The organism is Acidimicrobiia bacterium, assembly GCA_040880805.1.
In the GTDB taxonomy this organism is placed as follows: domain Bacteria; phylum Actinomycetota; class Acidimicrobiia; order IMCC26256; family DASPTH01; genus DASPTH01.
Map to the genome: position 1 here is coordinate 16379 of JBBDHW010000059.1, position 18765 is coordinate 35143.

The 18765-nt window shown below is 67.3% G+C and carries 17 protein-coding genes; 3 read left to right on the plus strand and 14 right to left on the minus strand.

The window, feature by feature from the left end:
* Positions 1 to 1000 (minus strand): hypothetical protein (locus WD271_15695; protein MEX1009264.1); only part of this gene is annotated, 1000 nt, incomplete at its 3' end.
* A 528-nt stretch (positions 1001 to 1528) separates the two neighbouring features.
* Between WD271_15695 and WD271_15700 the strand changes: the two genes are divergently transcribed.
* On the plus strand, positions 1529 to 1936 hold the full coding sequence (locus tag WD271_15700) for a hypothetical protein (protein ID MEX1009265.1): 408 nt from the start codon (positions 1529 to 1531) through the stop codon (positions 1934 to 1936).
* A 139-nt stretch (positions 1937 to 2075) separates the two neighbouring features.
* On the opposite strand, the gene WD271_15705 is transcribed toward WD271_15700, so the two are convergent.
* From WD271_15705 to WD271_15745, 9 genes are all read right to left on the minus strand, one after another.
* The gene (locus tag WD271_15705) at positions 2076 to 2630 is read right to left on the minus strand and encodes an AAA family ATPase (protein ID MEX1009266.1); all 555 of its coding nucleotides are present in this window, start codon (positions 2628 to 2630) and stop codon (positions 2076 to 2078) included.
* Positions 2631 to 2860: 230 nt separating this feature from the next.
* Positions 2861 to 3685 (minus strand): aminoglycoside 3'-phosphotransferase, encoded by an 825-nt coding sequence (locus tag WD271_15710; protein ID MEX1009267.1) that lies wholly within the window; start codon positions 3683 to 3685, stop codon positions 2861 to 2863.
* 427 nt (positions 3686 to 4112) lie between these two features.
* Positions 4113 to 5552: a phosphoribosylaminoimidazolesuccinocarboxamide synthase gene (locus WD271_15715; GenBank protein MEX1009268.1), complete on the minus strand. Its 1440-nt coding sequence runs from the start codon at positions 5550 to 5552 to the stop codon at positions 4113 to 4115.
* A gap of 419 nt (positions 5553 to 5971) precedes the next feature.
* A complete protein-coding gene (locus WD271_15720) occupies positions 5972 to 7525 on the minus strand; it encodes a FadD3 family acyl-CoA ligase (GenBank protein ID MEX1009269.1) in 1554 nt (517 codons plus the stop codon).
* A 135-nt stretch (positions 7526 to 7660) separates the two neighbouring features.
* A complete protein-coding gene (locus WD271_15725; GenBank protein MEX1009270.1) occupies positions 7661 to 8617 on the minus strand; it encodes a TIGR03564 family F420-dependent LLM class oxidoreductase in 957 nt (318 codons plus the stop codon).
* A 7-nt stretch (positions 8618 to 8624) separates the two neighbouring features.
* Positions 8625 to 9062, minus strand: coding sequence for a nuclear transport factor 2 family protein (locus WD271_15730; protein MEX1009271.1), 438 nt, complete (start codon positions 9060 to 9062; stop codon positions 8625 to 8627).
* A gap of 22 nt (positions 9063 to 9084) precedes the next feature.
* A complete protein-coding gene (locus WD271_15735) occupies positions 9085 to 9843 on the minus strand; it encodes an SDR family NAD(P)-dependent oxidoreductase (protein MEX1009272.1) in 759 nt (252 codons plus the stop codon).
* Positions 9844 to 9869: 26 nt separating this feature from the next.
* Positions 9870 to 10277, minus strand: a complete 408-nt coding sequence (locus WD271_15740) for a cobalamin B12-binding domain-containing protein (protein MEX1009273.1) — start codon at positions 10275 to 10277, stop codon at positions 9870 to 9872.
* Entirely contained in the window at positions 10277 to 11869 is a 1593-nt protein-coding gene (locus WD271_15745) for a methylmalonyl-CoA mutase family protein (protein MEX1009274.1), read from the minus strand. Before WD271_15745 ends, WD271_15740 begins: the two co-directional genes overlap by 1 nt.
* A gap of 23 nt (positions 11870 to 11892) precedes the next feature.
* Here WD271_15745 and WD271_15750 point away from each other — a divergent pair, with 23 nt between their 5' ends.
* Positions 11893 to 12678: an enoyl-CoA hydratase/isomerase family protein gene (locus WD271_15750; GenBank protein ID MEX1009275.1), complete on the plus strand. Its 786-nt coding sequence runs from the start codon at positions 11893 to 11895 to the stop codon at positions 12676 to 12678.
* Positions 12679 to 12792: 114 nt separating this feature from the next.
* Here WD271_15750 and WD271_15755 read toward each other — a convergent pair whose 3' ends face one another.
* The 4 genes from WD271_15755 to WD271_15770 all read right to left on the minus strand — a co-directional run bounded on the left by WD271_15755 (position 12793) and on the right by WD271_15770 (position 17206).
* A complete protein-coding gene (locus WD271_15755; protein ID MEX1009276.1) occupies positions 12793 to 13974 on the minus strand; it encodes a CoA transferase in 1182 nt (393 codons plus the stop codon).
* A 2-nt stretch (positions 13975 to 13976) separates the two neighbouring features.
* Entirely contained in the window at positions 13977 to 14726 is a 750-nt protein-coding gene (locus tag WD271_15760) for a GntR family transcriptional regulator (protein MEX1009277.1), read from the minus strand.
* A gap of 51 nt (positions 14727 to 14777) precedes the next feature.
* The gene (locus WD271_15765; GenBank protein ID MEX1009278.1) at positions 14778 to 15815 is read right to left on the minus strand and encodes a ferredoxin--NADP reductase; all 1038 of its coding nucleotides are present in this window, start codon (positions 15813 to 15815) and stop codon (positions 14778 to 14780) included.
* A 116-nt stretch (positions 15816 to 15931) separates the two neighbouring features.
* Positions 15932 to 17206 carry an amidohydrolase family protein gene (locus tag WD271_15770; GenBank protein MEX1009279.1) on the minus strand — a complete coding sequence of 425 codons (1275 nt, stop codon included), beginning with the start codon at positions 17204 to 17206 and terminating at the stop codon, positions 15932 to 15934.
* Positions 17207 to 17278: 72 nt separating this feature from the next.
* Here WD271_15770 and WD271_15775 point away from each other — a divergent pair, with 72 nt between their 5' ends.
* Positions 17279 to 18496 carry a CoA transferase gene (locus tag WD271_15775; GenBank protein MEX1009280.1) on the plus strand — a complete coding sequence of 406 codons (1218 nt, stop codon included), beginning with the start codon at positions 17279 to 17281 and terminating at the stop codon, positions 18494 to 18496.
* Positions 18497 to 18765 lie beyond the last annotated feature (269 nt).

Consider the following 18765-nt stretch of genomic DNA (forward strand, 5'->3'; position numbering starts at 1 on the left):
CGCGGCCCGTTGCCGCGACCCCCGGCGCGCGGGTCGCGGCAACGGGCAATCCCTCGAGCTCGCGCAGCGCCGCAAGCTGCGGCACTGCCGCTTCGATCGAGAACGCCTCATAGCCCATCGCGCCGATCTCGGTCAGCGCGATCACCGCGCCGAGCGCGGTGGCCAAGCGAGCTGTCGAGAGGTCCCCTGCCAACGCAGCACGAGTCAGCACCACGAATGGGACCCCCACAGCAAGCGTTGACAACACGAACGTGATCCACTGACGCGGCAACGCACTCCGGTAGAGCTGCTCGCGCACGGCGGCGACCTCTCCGCGGCGCGCGTTGAATGCCTCCAACACGAACCCGTCGAAGCCGAACAGCCGAACCTCCTTACCTCCCGTCGGCGTCACTGCCAAGGACCGCCAGTACTCAGCCTCCCGAACCGCGTTCCCTCTCTCGCTCGCCCCAGGACCCACCACACGCGCGTACTGGCGACGCAGAATCGCCCGCTGCGTCAGCAACAGCACCAGTGAGAACAACGCCAGGAGCGGCGAATACAACGCCACCAACGCCGCCGATGCTCCCGCACCCACGAACCGGGTCATCAACCACAGCTGCCCCTCGGCTGCCGCTCCCATGTTGAACAGGTACTGGTCGTAGACCGGCAACGCTGCCGCCCGCCGAATCGCTTGATCATCGAGATGATCGACACCCGGAACGGCCACCACCGCCCGTCTGACCTTCTGGCGGATCCTCCCATTCACCCGCAAAGCCACCGCATCACGAAGAGGACTCAGCAGACTCCACGCGACGAGATCCAAGACCAACAGCACACCCACCGCCAAGAGCGGAACAACGACCGAGGCCGCGTCCTCGCCCCGAGCGGCAAGAGTCGCGACACGCGACACCAGCACACCCACCGCCGCTGCAGTGATCGCAGGCAACAACCCCACGACCACCTCGACCGACCCGAGGCCCGCGACCCGCCACCAACCAATCCCGCCTAACAGTCGCAGCAAGCCAACACGATCTCGCACGAGTTCTCGCACCGACAGCTACCTCCAGCACCACCGGGACGCGGAGTCGAACCGACGCATTCAACCAGCAACAGAGAACCCCGCGTCGCTCCTTTTGGATGAAGCCTCTCTATCCGTGGTGGTTAGCAACGTCGGCGATAGAGATGCGACACGCGGAGCGCCAGAACGCGCGCTCTATATCCCATAGTCCAGGGCCCTCAAGTGGATACCGATCGGCACGTCGCTGCGGCCTTGATGCGGCCGTAACGGGCGAACAGCGACCGCTCCTGGGAGACTGGTACATGTGGATACGTGGAGATGCGGTAGCGCCCGCGGCGGCAACCGTCGAAGCCTTTCCCTCGGCCCTGCGGTCGCTCGGACCGACGAGCCATGACGCGCTGGATCGAGCTCCGTCGTCACTCGCTGACCAAGAAAGACGCGGGCCGCGGCAGAGGATCGCACCTGTCCCAGGAAGGAGTCGAACTCGCTCGATCGGAGGGCGAGAGGCTGCGCCATGTCCGCTACGTCGCCGTGAGTGAGTCTCCACGCACTCTCGAGACGGCGATTGCGATGGGGCTTGCCGTCGATGACGTCGTGGGTATCGCGGGGTCGAACGTGACGGGAGAGGTCGACTTCCACGAGTGGTGGGAGTGGCCCGATCCGTGGGCTGTCTACGCCGAACGGATCGCGACCCGGCCACGGCTCGCTGCCTACGCCGATGCCCAACTGCAGATCGTCAAACGGGCAGTCGATCGCGTGCGCGATGACGACACAGCGCTCCTGATCGGCCATGGAGGCTGGATCGAGCCAACCGTCGTCGCGGCCGTTGCGGCCGATCAACTGCAGAACTGGGGGCCACCGTTCGATCACCTCGAAGGTGTTCGCCTTTCCGAAAACGACGGGGTCTTCGCGATAGCCGCGGTCTACCGCCGAGCATGACGGACTAAGGCGCGGCGTCAAGCGGATCACCGAACAAGCGCCGGCCATGCGCACACCCAAGAACGTGCGCTCAAGATCCCGCAGCCAGGACACGACCGGCGCGCAGCGATCGGCACGTCGGTGTGCCGATGATCCGGCGTCAAAGGGCAGGGAGCCTGGCGATGACTTTGCCCTCGCCGCCAGCCGTTCGTTCCGCGACCTGAGCGATGGTGGCTTCGGGGCTGAGCTCCGTGTTGTCGATGCAACACGTCCACGATCGGTATCGAGCTCGCATCCACTGGACGTGGTCGGCGAGCCACTCGGGTGTTTGGTCGCCGCCTCGGTTTGCCACCCGGCTCTGGATCTCCGTGAGTGCTGGGTCGAGCGTCACGTGGAAGACGTCGCCGACGTCGAGCAGCAGCGCGATCAGATCGTTGATCTCGTCTGGTGTGTGAAGTCCGTTGCCTCCGATGATGACGCACTGGAACCCCGCGTCGAGGAACGATCGTGCGAGCAGGAAGCACTGGTAGCCGGCCAGGTCGAGTCGTCGCTCCTCGTGGGAAAGCTCCCAGCGAGGGTCCACCATCATCAGGACAGTGTCCGTGTCAATGACCGCCGTCGGACCGAGGTGCCGCTCAAGGGCGCGGTACCCGAGGTTCATGAGCGTCGACTTGCCGGACCCGCACGCGCCCGACAGCAGAATCGTTCTCGCCACTGGTGCCGGTCCCTTCATGCCCTCGTGCACACCAGGCTAGGACGCTCCGTTCCCCTTCCATCTCGAGTTCGTCGTGGCACGACGCGACGGCTTGTTCCACGAACGATGATCCATACAGCCGACAGCCGACAGCCGACAAAGAGGCTTGCACCGTGCCACCTGGTTGGGACGCCGCGGGTAAATCGCCGCGCGTCTCTACGGATTTGCACCCACTGTTGGTCGCGCGGTGGCTATCGACCTGTGACTCGTCGTAGCTCGTCTTCGTCACCGATGTTCCAGAGCAAGCGGTAGAAGCGTGTTCGTTCGGCGTCGGCGGCAATTCCGTACGCGTCGAGAAGCGCGTCTTGCCATACGGGTCCGTAGTTCCATTCGGCGGCCATCGTGGCGACCGCGAGATCCGCCCACGGGGCCGCGATCCCGAGGTCGCCGAGATCGACGTGCCCTGACCAGTGGCCATCGTCGGCGATCAGTGTGTTGGGTGAGCAGGCGTCCCCGTGACACACGACCAGCTTGTCGATCGGCGGCGGGGCGGACAGCAACGCCAGTGCTCCGTCGACTCCGAGCTGTCGATCCTCTGGCGCCCACGTTGCGGGGTCGAGCATCCCGAGCGCCGCGAGCTGTCGCGGAGCGACGATCCGATCCTCGACCGACCATGAGAAGGGGCAGGTGTCGACCGGTAGTGCATCGTGGAGTGCTCGCAACCCCAACCCAATCTGCGCCACCGCCGTCTCGGGCTCCTGCTTCCAGCGATCTGACACCGCGCTCTCCCCCGGCAGAGCTTCGGTCACGATCCAGCCGGCGTTCTCATCAGCGCCATGTTCGATGACGCGTGGGACGGACGCGTACATCACCGCCCACTGAAGCCGGGCGATCTCCTTCGAGAGATCAATCCCGCTCGCGTGCGGCGACCACTTCACGAAGTAGCGATGCGCGCCCCCGACCTCGTAGGTGCACCCACCGAGTTCGTTGCTCCAAACGAGTCGCAGAGGCCTACCCTCCGCGCGCCTGAGGACGGCTGCCGGCACTCGGTGATCGTCTGGTCCGGTATCAGTCACCGTAGGCGAGTGTGTCACGGCACCGGTCAATCACGGGCGCTCCTTCGCCGTTTCACCCGCCCACGATCTGCCGATCCGCGACACGCTGGCGATGCGCAGATCCGCTCAGAACGCGACGACAGAATGCTCAACCGGCACGATCGCAGAAGCGCTACAGATCGCACTCGGTCGCGCGGAGCAGGGGTTGGAGGGCACCTCGCACGGGCTTCGCAGCCGCGCGTCCTGCGACACCCGGTGACGATGACGACCTCGAGCAGACGGCCCATCCGCAAGCCCCAAGAGACGCGACGGCGCCAGGGGCCTTCGTCGCCAGAGCGGACCCCGCTCGCGCCGCTTGTCTGCGTTGACGTTCGCGGCGGCTACGCATCTTCGCCGCCGCGCGAGCGGGCACCTGGTCGCCGGTGGTCTGTGCCCAGGACTGTGTTCCTCAGACGAACTGCTTCGTGAGTTCCGCGACCTCGTCGAAGTTCTTCTTGATGTCGGGCAAGGACTGGCTGCCGTCGCGGTAGGCCTGTTTTGACATGTCCTTATCTCCGAAGCGAAGTCGCCCGGAGTCGCTATCTATGACGTCGGCGACCAACAGAGCGCCGGTCTCGTGGTCGAAGCCGCATTCGATCTTGAAGTCGAAGTACGTGCCGCCGAGTCTCGCCCACGCGTGCTCGACTATCTCGAATGTCCGGACGGTGAGGTCGCGAAGTTGGCCAAGTTGCTCAGAGGTGACCGTCGCATAGCGACTGTGCGACAGCATCTCCTCGCTGATGAGGTCGCCGGCGGCGTGGACGTCGCCGAGCTGAAGAGCCGCCTTCGTGTTGGGCACGAAACGCCGCAACACGTCGCGCGCGAAGTCGAATTCAAGGAGCGGATCATGGTTCGCGTCGTCCTTCTCGAAGACCTCGAAGACGAGATCGGCAAAGACGGTGCCGTCGGCGATGTCGGCATTCCGGTCTAGAAAGCTGCCAGTCGCGATCCGTCGAGCGACGAGTTCGAGAGGGATCATCTCGACCTTGCGCGCCCGAAAGGTGACTGCGTCGAGCCGCTCGACAAAATGAGTCGGCACACGATTGTTGTTGAGTAGTCGGAAGATGTTGCAGGTCGTCGTTGTCGACGACGCCGCCTTGCCCTCGATGACATCGTGCTTCGCTCCGTCGCCCGCCGTGATGTCGTCCTTGCTCCGGATCAACACGGTGCCGTCGCCGGCGTCGATGATGATCTTCGTCTTGCCTTCGATGGCCTGCATGAGCTTCTCCTTCTCTCGGGTCAGAACGGTCGACGTCACGTCGGGGATCGTCGTCAGCCGATCGGGGCGCACCGACCGGATCCGGTCGATCTCATCCACGCCGGCGCGCAGTCGGCGTCGGGTGCGGTTCAGCCGTGACCGCACCGTGCCGACCGGGATGTTGAGCGCATTCGCAGTCTCCTCGTAGGTGAGCGCCTCCCACGCGTGGAGCAGCAACACGTCGCGTTCGCCGGGTGGGAGCTCGTCGAGCAGTTTCGCCATCGCTCGCACCTGAAGTTGAGCGTCGATGACGTCCGCCACTGCGTTGCCGTGATCGTCCGGCTCGCTCTGCGCGACGAGGCGGTCCAACATCCTGAGTTCGCCGGCCCGCCGCCGAAAGTGCTTCCGCAATAGGTTGGACGCGATTCCGTACAGCCAGGGCAGCGCCGTCGAGAAGTCCGAGGCGTAGCGGAACCGGGCCTCGAACGCAGCGAGAAATACGTCAGCCAGCAGGTCGCTCGCATCGTCCGGACCGATCCGCCGGGCGAGATACCGGAAGACCGTCTCGGCGTGCCGATCGAAGATCTCGCCGAACCGAGCGGGTTCGTCCAGCGATTCGATTATGAGTTCAGCATCCGACCGGCTGATCACACCTCATCTTTACCGTCAAGCCCGACTTCGGTTCGCGGGATCGTGCCCGGCCTCCCCACGTGACCGCACCCGTAGCGAACCTGCAACCGGGAGAACGGCGGACGACCCGAACGCCGGTTATCTCTCGCGCCTGCCGAGAGACGCTGGACTGTCCCGAACGCGCGGACATATCGACGTGGGAATCGCCCCGAGGTGCTGGTCGAGGACGCGCCAGAACGCTCGCACCGAACATCAGACCGCGGCCGTCAGCCACGAGCGCAGATCGGCACCTCTTTGTGCCAGTCGCGAACGACGCCCAGGAGAAAGATCTCTCTCAGGGATCCTTCGCGGTGGCACTGCCGGGCGGCGTAGGCGCGAGACGGGCGACTGTCTCTCTGGGCGGTCGAGCGGTCGCAGGCGCGTTCAATGCACCGGCTCGCTCACGCTCGCTCGTGGCGCTCCGCGGCGCGGGCGCGGAGAACCTCCTTCTCGACCTTGCCTGCGGCGTTCACCGGAAGACTGTCGACGATCTCGACCGCGCGGGGCACCTTATAATTGGCCATCGCTGCACGCGCCCAGTCGATGAGCTCCTCCGCGCGCACCTCCGCGCCGGGGGCCGCGACGACGAAGGCCATGCCGACCTCACCGAGCCGTTCGTCCGGCATTCCCACCACCGCAACCTGGCCGACGGCAGGGTGGCCGAGCAACAGGTTCTCGATCTCGGCGGGGTAGGCGTTGAAGCCGCCGACGATGAACATGTCCTTCTTTCGTCCGACGATGCGGAGACACCCGCGCTCGTCGAGGGTCCCGAGGTCACCGGTGTGCAACCAGCCTTCGGTGTCGACGGCCCGCGCCGTCTCCTCCGGATCGTCGAGGTAGCCGCGCATCACGCTGTAGCCGCGCACCAGCACCTCACCCGGCTCCCCGACGCGTTGCACCACGCCGTTGTCGTCGGCGACTCGGATCTCGAGCCCCGGTCGGGCACGACCGACGGTCGTCGCGATGGTCGTGAAGTCGTCGTCGGGTGCGGTGCCGGTCACCGTGCCGGCTTCGGTCAGCCCGTAGCCGGTGATGATCGTCTGGAACGGCAGCTCTTCCTTCACCCGGCGGATCAGTACGACGGGAATGTCGGCCGCACCGGTCACCGCGACGCGCAGTGACGACAGGTTGAAGCGATCACGGTCGGGATGATCGAGGATCGACTGGTAGATCGTCGGCGGGCCGGGCAGCACCGTCACCGATTCCTCGGCGACTGTGCGCAGCACGTCGTCGACGTCGAACACGGCCTTCGGGATGATCGTCGCACCATGCATGAGTGACGCGAGACAGCCCGCCTTGTACCCGAACATGTGGAAAAACGGGTTGACGACGAGGTAACGGTCACCGGTCGCGAGGCCGACCATGTCGCACCAGTCGGAGAACTGCCGGAGCGTCTGTGCGTGCGTCATGAGCACACCCTTCGGCGCGCCCGTCGTTCCCGATGTGAACAACACGTCACAGACGTCGTCGGCTTGGACTGCGCCGATGCGAGCGTCGAGCGCGGCATCGTCAACCGAGTCGCCGATCCGCAGGAACGCGGCAAGCGAGTGGTCGACGCTGGATGAATCGTCGAAGCCGACAACGAGGTCGAGGTTCGGCAGGCGAGGTCGAAGGTCGGCCAGCGTCGCGGCGTAGTCCATGCCGAGGAACTCACCCACCGAGAAGACGACGCGTGCGCCACTGCGCTCGAGGATGTACTGCACCTCGTTGCCCTTGAAGCGCGTGTTCACGGGAACCACCGCGGCGCCCGCGCCGAGCGTGCCGAGCGCGGCGACCAGCCATTCGTAGCGGTTGGGCGCCCAGACTGCGACGCGCTCCCCCCGCTCGATGCCGGAGGTCATCAACGCGGCGGTCACGCGGCGGAAGTCGGCGACCAGCTCGGTGAAGGTGACGCGCCGCTCGCCGTCGACGACCGCCTCGGAGTCACCGAAGCGGGTGGCGGTGGAAGCGGCCATCTCCGGGATGGACGCCCACAGGAGATCGCCTCTCACGCGCTTCCGCTCATACTTGTCCGCTCTCGGTGCTGCGCACCGGGCCGCTCGGGCCCCGCTCCGCTGCGGGCCGGGGTACCCGGCCCGCGGTCACTCCGCTCACGTGAGCTCGGGCGCGAGGGTCGCGAGGAACTCCCGCGTTCGGCCGCCCGAAGCCACGAGCGCGTCGCGACCCTGCCCGGTGGGCAGGACCCGCACCGAGAGGTCGGTCGCACCCGCGTCGGCGAAGGAACGGAGCCGCCGCTCCACGTCGGCTTCTGTCCCCACCGCCGCGATGTCACCGACGTCGGTGGCGTCGCCCTGCTCGAGAAGCCGCTGGTAGTTGGGTGAGAACTCGGCGTGACCGAGGATGCGATTCGCCCGTTCGCGCGCCGCATCCACCTCGTCGGGAGCGCACACACCCACCGGCACGCCGGCGACGACCCGCGGCGAGGGTCGACCCGCGGCCGCCGCTGCCTTCGTGATCCGCGGCGCGACGTGCTCGGCGATGGCGCGCTCGTCGGCCATCCACAGGATGGTGCCGTCGGTGCGCTCTCCTGCAATCCGGAGCATCACCGGACCGAGGGCGGCGAGGAGCACCGGGGTGGGCACGATGTCGGTGATGTCGAGCGGGTTGTGAATACGAAAGCGGTCGTTCTCGACGTCGACCGGGCTCGGTCCCGCGAACATCGCGTCGAACACGTCGATGTAGTCCTCGACCAACTGCGCCGGACGCTCGTACGGCAACCCGAGCATGGTGTCGATGACCCAGTGGTGGGACGGCCCGACGCCGAGCGTGAAGCGCCCGGCGCACACCGCCTGGACCGACAGCGCCTGCTGACCGAGCGCGATCGGGTGGCGCGATTGCAGCGGGACGACCGCGGTGCCGAGCTCGATGCGACTCGTTTCCCGCCCCATCAACGCGACCGCGGTCATGGCGTCGAAGTCCTGCGGGAGTTGGGGGATCCACGCAGTTGCAAAACCTGCGAGGTCAGCCTCGCGGGCATCCTCGCAGAGGCGGTCGACCTTGCCCGCGTAGTTGCGGGTTTCGGGCCCGATCATGATCCCGATGCGCACGACCGGCCTACTCGATCTCGCGACCCGCGACGAAGCGCGCCGGATCATGAGCATTGCCGGCGTCGAACCCACCGCTGCGACGCATGAACGTGGTGGAGCGCCGGTGGATTCGCCATCCATCGGCAGTCCTGCGGTACTGGTCGCTGTACCAGGCCAGGCGCATCTCGTGGGTCCCCTGTTCGATGAAGACGTAGTGCTGGATGCCGGTCGCGGTGTCACCGTCGAACTCGACGAGCGGCACGTTGCCGATGTACTGCCCGGGTGGCGCGCTCTTCAACAGGCCCGGGAAGTCGTCGAGCGTGTACGGCGTCCCGAACGCGTTGTACTCACCGTCGGGGGTGAAGACCTCCAACCAGCGGTCCTCCTCCTTCCGTGCGCTGAACGACATGTAGCGCGCCGCGAGCTGCTGGATCTCGAGCAGATCCGCCATCTCCTGCTGGTTCATTGGCTTCTCCTCGATGTGACGGTCACGTGACCCGTCCGCCGTTCACCCCGATGATCTGCCCCGTGACGTAGCCGGCCTCGTCCGACACCAGGTACGCGCACGCGGCGGCGATGTCCTCGGGGACACCGATGCGGCGAACGGGCAGAGTGCGAGCGACGTCGTCCAGGGTGCCGCCGCCGAATCGTCCGGCCTCGGCCGCGCGCCGACTCATCGGCGTGTCGATGGCCCCGGGCGGGATGGTGTTGACAGTTATGCCACGCGGTCCGAGCTCGAGCGCCAGCGTCTTCGTGAGGGCGATCACGCCGCCCTTCGACGACGCGTAGTGGGCCATCAACCGCGCGCCCGTCTGCGCACTCGACGACGAGATGTTGACGATGCGGCCCCATTTGGCCTCGAGCATGTCGGGCAACACCGCTTGCGTGCAGTGGAAGGTGCCCGTCAGGTTCACCGCGATGATGCGTTCCCACAGCTCCGTGCTGATGTCCATGAACTTGTCGAAGCCATCCTTGCCCGCCCCGTTCACCAGCACGAGCACCGGACCCAGGGCGCGTCGCGTCTGCTCGACTGCCCCGTCGACCTGCGCGCGGTCGGAGACGTCGACCTGACACGCGATCGCCTCGCCGCCCGCGTCGCGGATGTCCTGCGCGGCTCGATCGGCCTGCTCGATGTCGAGGTCGAACACCGACACCTTGGCGCCATCGCGCGCGAGACGTTGACTGATCGCGAGGCCGATACCCGATGCGCCACCGGTCACGACGGCGGTGGACCCTGCAAACGACATGCCCACTCCTGTTGCGGATACGAACGTCAGGCGACAGCGCCCGTGAGCTTACGGACCTCCGCGACCAGCGTCTCGATCGGTGTGCCGGTCGCGAACACCGCGGCGACGCCCATGTCGAGCAGTGCCTGGACGTCGGCTTCCGGCACCGTCCCACCGACGACGACCTTGATGTCACCGACGCCGTAGTCGCGCAACGCCTCGACCGTCTTGCGAGTGAGGCCCATGTGCGCGCCCGAGAGGATCGAGAGGCCGACGAGGTCGACGTCCTCCTGCAACGCGACGGAGGCGATCGCGGCGGGCTTCTGGCGGATGCCGGTATAGATGACCTCGAAGCCGGCGTCGCGCAGCGCCCGGGCCACGAGCTTCGCGCCACGGTCGTGCCCGTCGAGCCCGGGCTTCGCCACGAGCACGCGTACCGGCAACGGCGCGGGCATCAGAACACCGCCGGCTGCTGGTACTCGCCCCACACGTCCTTGAGCTCGCGGGTGATCTCGCCGACGGTGCAGTACTCCTCGACACACTCGACCAGGTGCGGCATGAGATTCGCTTCACCTTGGGCGGCGTTGCGCAACTCGGCCAGGGCCGCGAGCGCGGCCCGGGTGTTGCGCGTGCGACGAACCTCGGCCAAGCGGTCGAGTTGAAGCTTGCGTGCGGCGTCGTCCATCGAGGGTGGCGCGAGCGACGGAGCGGGTTGGTCGCTCTCGTACCGGTTCACTCCCACGATCACACGCTCACCGGTGTCGATCTTTCGCTGAACCGCGGCCGACTCGTCGGCAATGAGCCGTTGGACATAGCCGTCTTCGATGCAACGGACCATGCCTCCGCGACCTTCGAGCTCGGCCATGATCCCGATGATCTTCTCCTCCATCGCGTCGGTCAGCGACTCGACGAAGTACGACCCGCCCAAGGGATCGACGGTGCGCACGATGCCCGTCTCATGGGCGAGGATCTGCTGCGTGCGGAGCGCGAGCGTGGTGCTCTCCTCGGTCGGCAGCGCGAACGGTTCGTCCCACGCTGCAGTGAACATCGACTGGACGCCGCCGAGCGCCGCTGCCATCGCCTGGTACGCGACCCGCACGATGTTGTTCTGCGGCTGCTGAGCCTGGAGCGTCCAGCCGCCGCACACCACGCCCGTGCGGAACATGGCGGAGCTCTCTTTCTGCGCGCCGTAACGCTCCCGCGCGATGTGCGCCCAGCGGCGCCGCCCGGCGCGGTACTTGGCGATCTCCTCGAAGAAGTCGTTGTGCGTATAGAAGAAGAACGACACCTGGGGTGCGAATTGATCGATCGTCATCCGCCCTCGGGACACGATCTCGTCGCAGTATGTCACCGCGTCCTGCAGGGTGAACGCCATCTCCTGCGCGGCGTTGGCCCCCGCATCACGGAAGTGCGCGCCGGCGACGGACACTGCGTTGAAGCTCGGCACCTCAGCGGCGCAGAATTCGATCGAGTCCGCGATCAGGCGGATCGATGGCGTGGGTGGCCAGATCCACGTGCCGCGCGCGACGTACTCCTTGAGGATGTCGTTCTGCACCGTGCCCCGCAATTGCGCCCGCGGCACGCCCTGCTTGTCGCCGACCGCAACGTAGAAGGCGAGCATGATCGCGGCAGTCCCGTTGACCGTCCACGAGGTCGAGATGCGATCGAGTGGGATGTCGCGGAAGAGGATCTCGGCGTCGGCGAGCGAGTCGAGGGCGACGCCGACCCGACCGACCTCCTCTTCGACGTCGGGGTCGTCGGAGTCGTAGCCGATCTGGGTGGGCAGGTCGGCCGCCACCGAGAGCCCGGTGCCACCTTCCTTCAGCAGGAGCTTGTAGCGCTCGTTGGACCATTCGGCGGTCCCGAACCCCGAGTACTGCCGGAACGTCCAGAGCTTGTCGCGGTAGCCGCCCGGGTGGTTGCCCCGCGTGAAGGGGAATTCGCCCGGCGCGCCGATCCGTTCGAGGTGTCGCGGATCGAGATCCTCGGGTCCGTACGACTGGTTGACAGCGAGCCCGGCCTCGGTCGTGTACTCCTCGGGTGTCACCGAGATATCGTATATTTTCCCCGATGACCGCGGCGGGCGACGTACGGCTCGAGCGCGACGGGCTCGTCACGGTGCTCACGATCGACCGTCCCGAGGCTCGCAATGCCATCGCGCGGGCGACCATGCGAGAGCTCGACGGCGCGCTCGACGAAGTCGAGGCGTCGGCGGCCCGCGTATTGGTGGTCACCGGTGCCGGTACCCGTGTGTTCGTCGCCGGTGGGGACCTGAAGGAGCTGGCGGCGGTCCGCACGCACGAGGACGCGACGGTCATGGCCGAGACCATGCGCGGCGTCCTCGACCGGCTGGCGACGCTGCCCGTTCCCGTGCTCGCTGCAGTCAACGGCGACGCGTACGGCGGAGGAGCCGAGGTGACGGTCGCCTGCGACATCCGCATCGCCGCCGCCGACGTGCACTGCGCGTTCAACCAGGTGGCGCTCGGGATCATGCCGGCATGGGGCGGCATCGAGCGGCTCACCGGGCTCGTGGGTCGCGGGCGGGCATTGGCCCTCATGACGACGGGCAGAGTGCTCGACGCCGAGGCCGCACTCGAGCTGGGGCTGTTCGACGAAGTGGTTCCACGCTCGCAGTTCGACAGCCACTGGCGTGAAGTCGCCCAGCAGATCGCGTGCGCTCCGCGCGACGCCCTCGTCGGCATCAAGGCAGCGCAGCGGGCCGCGTTCCCCACCGCGCGGCCCGACCTCGCCGCACCCGCGATCGCGTCGTTCGCGAGCACGTGGGTCGCGGAGGATCACTGGCGGATGGTCGAGGAAGCAGACCAACGCCGGCGCGCCGCCCGCGAGCGCGCCTGAGTACTCGTCGCTCGCTGCTCGTCGGGATACCCACCTCGCGGCCGCTCGCTCCTGGCGAGCGACTCACTCGCTTCGCTCGTCGTCGCCGCATCTGCCGGAGTTCGTCCCAGCTTTTCAGCAGACGATGCCGGCTTCTCGCAGTGCGCGGACTCGCGCCGGCGCGTAACCGAGGCCCTCCAGTACGTCGGTCGTGTGCTCGCCGAGGAGCGGCGCCGGACGGAGTGAGTCCCGCGCCTGAGTCGGCAACGGTCCTCGAACGTGCTCGTACCGGCCGTACGCCGGATGTTCGTTCTGCACGACGAGCCCGCGAGCGCGGGATTGCGGCTCCACGAGTGCGCGGGCGACGTCGTTCACCGTGCCGCATGCCACGCCGACTTCGCCGAGGCGCGCTTCCCACTCGCGACTCGATGCGGTGAGGAGCACGCGCTGGACGCGCTCGATCACCTCCTCGCGTTGAACGAGTCGTCCCTCGCGCGTTGCGAAGCGCTCTGCCGCCAACGCCGTATCCCCGACCGCGTCGACGAACCGACGCCACATGCCGTCGTTCCCGACGAACAGCGCGAGATGGCCGTCGGCGGTGCGGAAGTTCTGCGCCGGCACCAGCGTGGGGTGCGCAGAGTTCGCGGTGCGCGCGAAGCCGGCGTCGCCATTTCGCTGCCACGAGGCGAGGTACGTGAGCATGGAGATCTGCACGTCGAAGAGGCCGACGTCGACATGCGTGCCGATCCCCGTGCGCGACCGTTCCACGAGCGCGGCGCAAACGCCGAGCGCAGCGCTGATACCACCGCTGTGGTCGACGTAGGAGATTCCGGCCTTGGTCGGCGGTCCGTCGGGCTCGCCGGCGAGGCTCATCACGCCCGCCACAGCCTGGATCGTGTAGTCGTACCCGGCACGTTGCGCGTCGGGGCCGGTCTCGCCGTAACCCGTCAGGGAGCACGTGACGACCGCAGGGTTCACCGCGTGCAGCGGGTCGTGGCCGAGCCCGAACTTCGCCAGCACGCCGGGGCGGTAGTTGTCGATCACGACGTCGGCGTCGCGCACGAGATCCTCGACCACCGCACGGCCCTCGTCGGTCGCGAGCCTCACGCCGATCGAGCGCTTGCCGCTGTTCAGCGCCAGGAAGTACAGCGACTGCTCGCCCTGGAAGTGCGGGCCCATCGACCGCGCGTCGTCGGGATGCGAAGGATCCTCGATCTTGAGCACGTCGGCTCCGAGGTCGGCAAGCACCAGCCCCGTGTAGGGCCCGGCCAAGAAGTGGCAGAGCTCGAGGACGCGAATGCCGTCGAGTGGTGGCACGCCTAGGCCGCGCCGGGCTCGCTTGCTTCCAGCGGCTCGCCCGTATCGCGGTCCCAGTAACCCATCTCTTGGAGGATTTCCACGGCGAGGTCACCGCTCTCCGCGACGTGGTGCTCCAGCATTCGCTGTGTCTCGTGCGCGTCGTGTACCTCGAGCGCGCTCAGGATGCGGGCGTGGTGCTGCGCGGAGATGTCGGCCCACTGCGGGACGAACTCGAAGTAACGGACGGGCAGGCTGCGCGACAAGAGCCGGAGCACGGAAGCCAGCCGACGCGAACCGCCCGCCTGGTTGATGATTTTATGGAAGTCGTGGTTCCACTGCGTCTTGTCCTCCGGGTCGGTGCAAGCGACGAACGACTCGTGGATGCGCCGCAGCTGTGCAAGCTGATCGTCGGTGAGCGAGGTGGCGGCCCGACTCCCCGCCAGTCCGGCGATGAGCCCGAAGATCCGGTAGTGGTCGACGATGTCCGCCCGTTCCAACCGCGCCACGAACGCGCCCCGGCGCGGCACCGCATCGATGAGGCTCTCCTGCGCGAGCTCGATGAGCGCTTCTCGCACCGGCACGCGGCTCATCCCGAGCACCTCGCTGATCTCGTCCTGATCGACCTTGGCCCCCGGGCGTAGCGTGCCCGTGAGGATCTGCTCACGCAGGTAGGCGGCCGCAGTGTCCTTGAGGCTCGGGTGGTTGATGGGTCGGGCGCGCAGGGTCGCTTCTTCGACGATCTCGATCTCGGCCATCTCGTGGTCTCCCATCGATATACAAAGTAACCGCGTCGCGGTCGCGTACGGCGCACGACGCGCACGTCACGGCTCGTAGACCACCGTGACCGCCGAAGACGCCGGGAAACCTTGGCAGGTGAGCACCCAGCCCTCGGCGACCTCCTCCGGGGTCAACGCGTTGTTGAGGCGCATCGTCACCTCACCATCGACGACACGAGCCATACAGGTCGCGCAGCTCCCTGCTTCGCACGAAAACGGCGCACGCAGTCCGGCCCGACGCGCGGTCTCGAGAATCGTCTCGCCGGCGCGGTACTGCACTGAGTGCGTGGTCCCGTCCAGCACGATGACGACGGATTCAGTCCCCGCGTCGTCCCCCGGGAGCGTCGCGGGCGGTTCGTCGCGGCGGGCCGCCGCTGCGTTGGCGAAGCGCTCGATGAACACGCGATCCGGCGACACGTGCAGCACGGCGAGCGCGTCCTCCACGACGTCCATGAACGCTGCTGGACCACACACGTAGAAGTCGGCGTCGATGGCTGTGTTCACGAACTGCGTCACCGAGTCGGAGTGGACGAATCCGTGCTCGACGTCCAGGTGGTGCACGACCTCGACCCGGTTCGGGTACGTGCACGCGAGCGCGTCGAGCTCGTCGGCGAAGATCACTGATTCGGCATTGCGGTTGGCGTAGAGCAACCGCACCGATCGGTCCGCGGTGGTCAGCGCGCTCTTGATCACCGAGATCACCGGCGTGATGCCGCTTCCGCCGCTGAACGCGACGAGGGGTGCGGAGCGGGGACGCAGGGTGAACACGCCTGCGGGGCGGGTCAGGGCGAGAACGTCACCCTCGGCGACCTCGTCGAGCATCCAGTTCGAGACGCGGCCGCCGGGCACCCTCTTCACGGTCGTGGTGAGGTCGGGGTCGGTGTGCGGCGAGCTCGACATCGAATAGCAGCGGAGAAGGTCCTCGTCGCCGATCCGCACGCGGAACGTGCAGAACTGCCCGGCCTCGTAGGCAAAGTCGTCGCGCGCCTCGGCTGGTACGTCGAAGACGAACGACTTCGCGTCGTGCGTCTCCTGCACGATCCGCTTGACGCGCAGCGGATGGAACCCGTGGTCGGGGCTCATCGGCCGGCCGTCCGGCCACACCTCCGCTGCATCTCCATCACATGGGTCGATTCCGCTTCGGCGTCCCGGCCGTCCGGCCACGCCTCCGCTGCATCTCCATCACACAGGCGATTCGATCAGGCGGCGGCGGGCACCTTGTAGACCACGCCACCTTTCATCACGAACTGCACGTCCTCGGTGACCGTGATGTCGTCGGTGGGGTCGCCGGGCACCGCGATGACGTCGGCCAGGAGGCCGGGCACGAGCCGACCACGATCGTCGACGTCGACGAGCTCCGCGCTGGTCACCGTCGACGCCACGATCGCATCGACGGGCCGCATGCCGCGCTCGACCAGCGCCCACAGCTCCTTCGCGTTCTGGCCGTGCGGGATCGCCGGCGCGTCGGTGCCGGTGGCGATCTTCGCACCGGCGTCGATCAGGCGCGCGATCGTCTTCTTCGCGATCGGGAAGACCTCCGCCGCCTTGGCCTGCAACTCAGGTGCCGCTTTCGAGGTGTCCATGGCCTCCGACAGGTACGAGGTGGGGACGATGAAGGTGCCGCGCTCGAGCACGAGCTCCTGCGTCTCCTGACTCATCAGGGACGCGTGCTCGATGCAGTCGATCCCTGCCTCGACCGCGGCCCGGATCCCGTCGTCGCCGTGCGCGTGCGCGGCCACCCTCAGCCCGCGCCGATGGGCCTCGTCGACGATCGCACGCAGCTCTTCGTCGGAGTAGTGCTGCGCGCCGGCCGTGCCCGTGAGCGACATGACACCGCCCGACGCGCACACCTTGATGAGCTTGGCGCCGTACTTGATCTGGTAGCGCACTGCGTGGCGTACCTCGCTGACCCCGTCCGCGATGCCCTCCTCGACCGTGAGCGGGAGCACCCCCGGCGCGAGGCCGGCGAACATCGTCGGGTCGAGGTGACCGCCACTCGGCGTGATCGCGTGTCCGGCAGGGAAGATCCTCGGACCCGGGATCCATCCCGCGTCGATTGCCCGCATGAGCGTGACGTCGAGCAGGAGGCCGCCAGTCCGGACGAAGAGACCGAGGTTGCGCACCGTCGTGAAACCTGCCAGCAGCGTCTTGCGACACGAGGGGATCGCGCGCATCAGCATCATCCCGGGATCGTCCTGGACTCCACTCATGAGCGTCGAGCCCGCTCCTCCCATCAGGAAGTTGAGCTCCATGTCCATCAGGCCCGGGAGCAACGTCACGTCGCCGAGCTCGATCACCTCGGCGTCGTCGGGCAGCCGCTCGGGCGACACGTCGCGGATGTGCTCGCGCTCCACCACCACGACGCCGGGCTCGACGAGCGCACGCGTATCGACGTCGACCATCCGGTCGGCGCGGAGGACGACGGGGTGGTCAGGAGGCTTCGGCCGGGCGCCGGCCACCATCGTCGCGGTCATGAGTCACGTCCCCTGAAACGCGGAAAAATATACAATATCGCGACGCGCGCGGCGTGCGTCGGGAGGAGATCCATGACTGCAGTGATGGAGGGCGTACGGGTGCTCGAGGTGGCGGAGCATACGTTCGTGCCCGCGGCCTCCGCGCTGCTCGCCGACTGGGGCGCCGAGGTCATCAAGATCGAGCACGTCGAGCGCGGCGACGCCATGCGTGGTCTCGCGTCGAGCGGAGTCGTCGACATTCCCTCCGACGTACACGCGCTGCTCGAACACTCCAACCGCGGCAAGCAGAGCCTCGCCCTCGACCTCACCACCGACGAAGGTCTCGACATCCTCTACAAGCTCGCCGCGACCTCCGACGTCTTCCTCACCAACAAGCTCCCGAGCGTCCGAAAAAAGCTGCGCATCGAAGTCGACGACATCCGCGCGCACAACTCGCGCATCATCTACGTGCGGGGCACGGGCCAGGGCGCCCGCGGACCCGACGCCGACAAGGGCTCCTACGACTCGCTGGCGTTCTGGTGCCGCTCCGGCATCGCCGTCGGCATCAAGCGCCCCGAGTACGACCACGTGCCCGTCCCGCCGGCCCCCGGCTTCGGCGACTCGATCGGCGCCATGACCATCGCCGGCGGGATCATGGGCGCCCTCTTCCACCGCGAACGCACAGGCGTTGCGACCATCGTCGACGTGTCGCTCTTCGGCACCGCGATGTGGGCCATGGGACAGGCCTTCGCCCTCTCGCTCCTGATGGAAGTCCCCTGGACCCCGCCGCCCGAAGCCAACGTCAGGGCCAACCCCCTCACGGCCAACTACCTCACAAAGGACGGGCGGTACCTGTCGTTCACGTGTCTGCAGGCCGGCAAGTACTGGCCGCCCCTCTGCGACGTCATCGGCCGGCCCGAGCTCGCGTCGGATGCCCGGTTCGCCGACCACGCGTCGCTCATGGCGAACAACGTCGAGGCCGCCGAGGTGTTGCGCGACGCGTTCGCCGAGCGGACCCTGGAGGAGTGGCGCGAGCGGCTTGCCGACTTCATCGGTCAGTGGACCGTCGTCCAGGACACGCTCGAGGCCGCTGCAGACCCGCAATCCGTCGCGAACGGCTATCTGCAGGAATGCCACACCGCGGCCGGTGTCCCCTTCCGGCTCGTCGCCGCACCCGTCCAGTTCGACGAACAACCTGCCACCCCCCGGCGCGCGCCCGAGTTCAACGAACACGGTGACGCCGTCCTCGCCGACCTCGGACTCGACTGGGACACCATCGTCGACCTCAAGGTCCGCGGCATCACCGCCTGATCACGTCAGAATCACGTCGTTTGCGCTGCTCACACGGCAGTTCCCGTGTGCGTCAGGTCGCCAAGTGATGCGAGCTGTTCAAACCCCACCGGCTCTTACAGGGGCGCGAGATGCCGATCTGTATTCCTTCGTCTGGCTTCGCGCGCGTGTTGAGGGCCAGCAGGCTGGTCGGGGCGTGGTAACGGGCACCGGCAAGTCCGGCTGACACCAACAGCGCACCGACCTCGTTTGCGGGCCAGGCCGTCGCGTGTAACCGTACGTACGCGCTG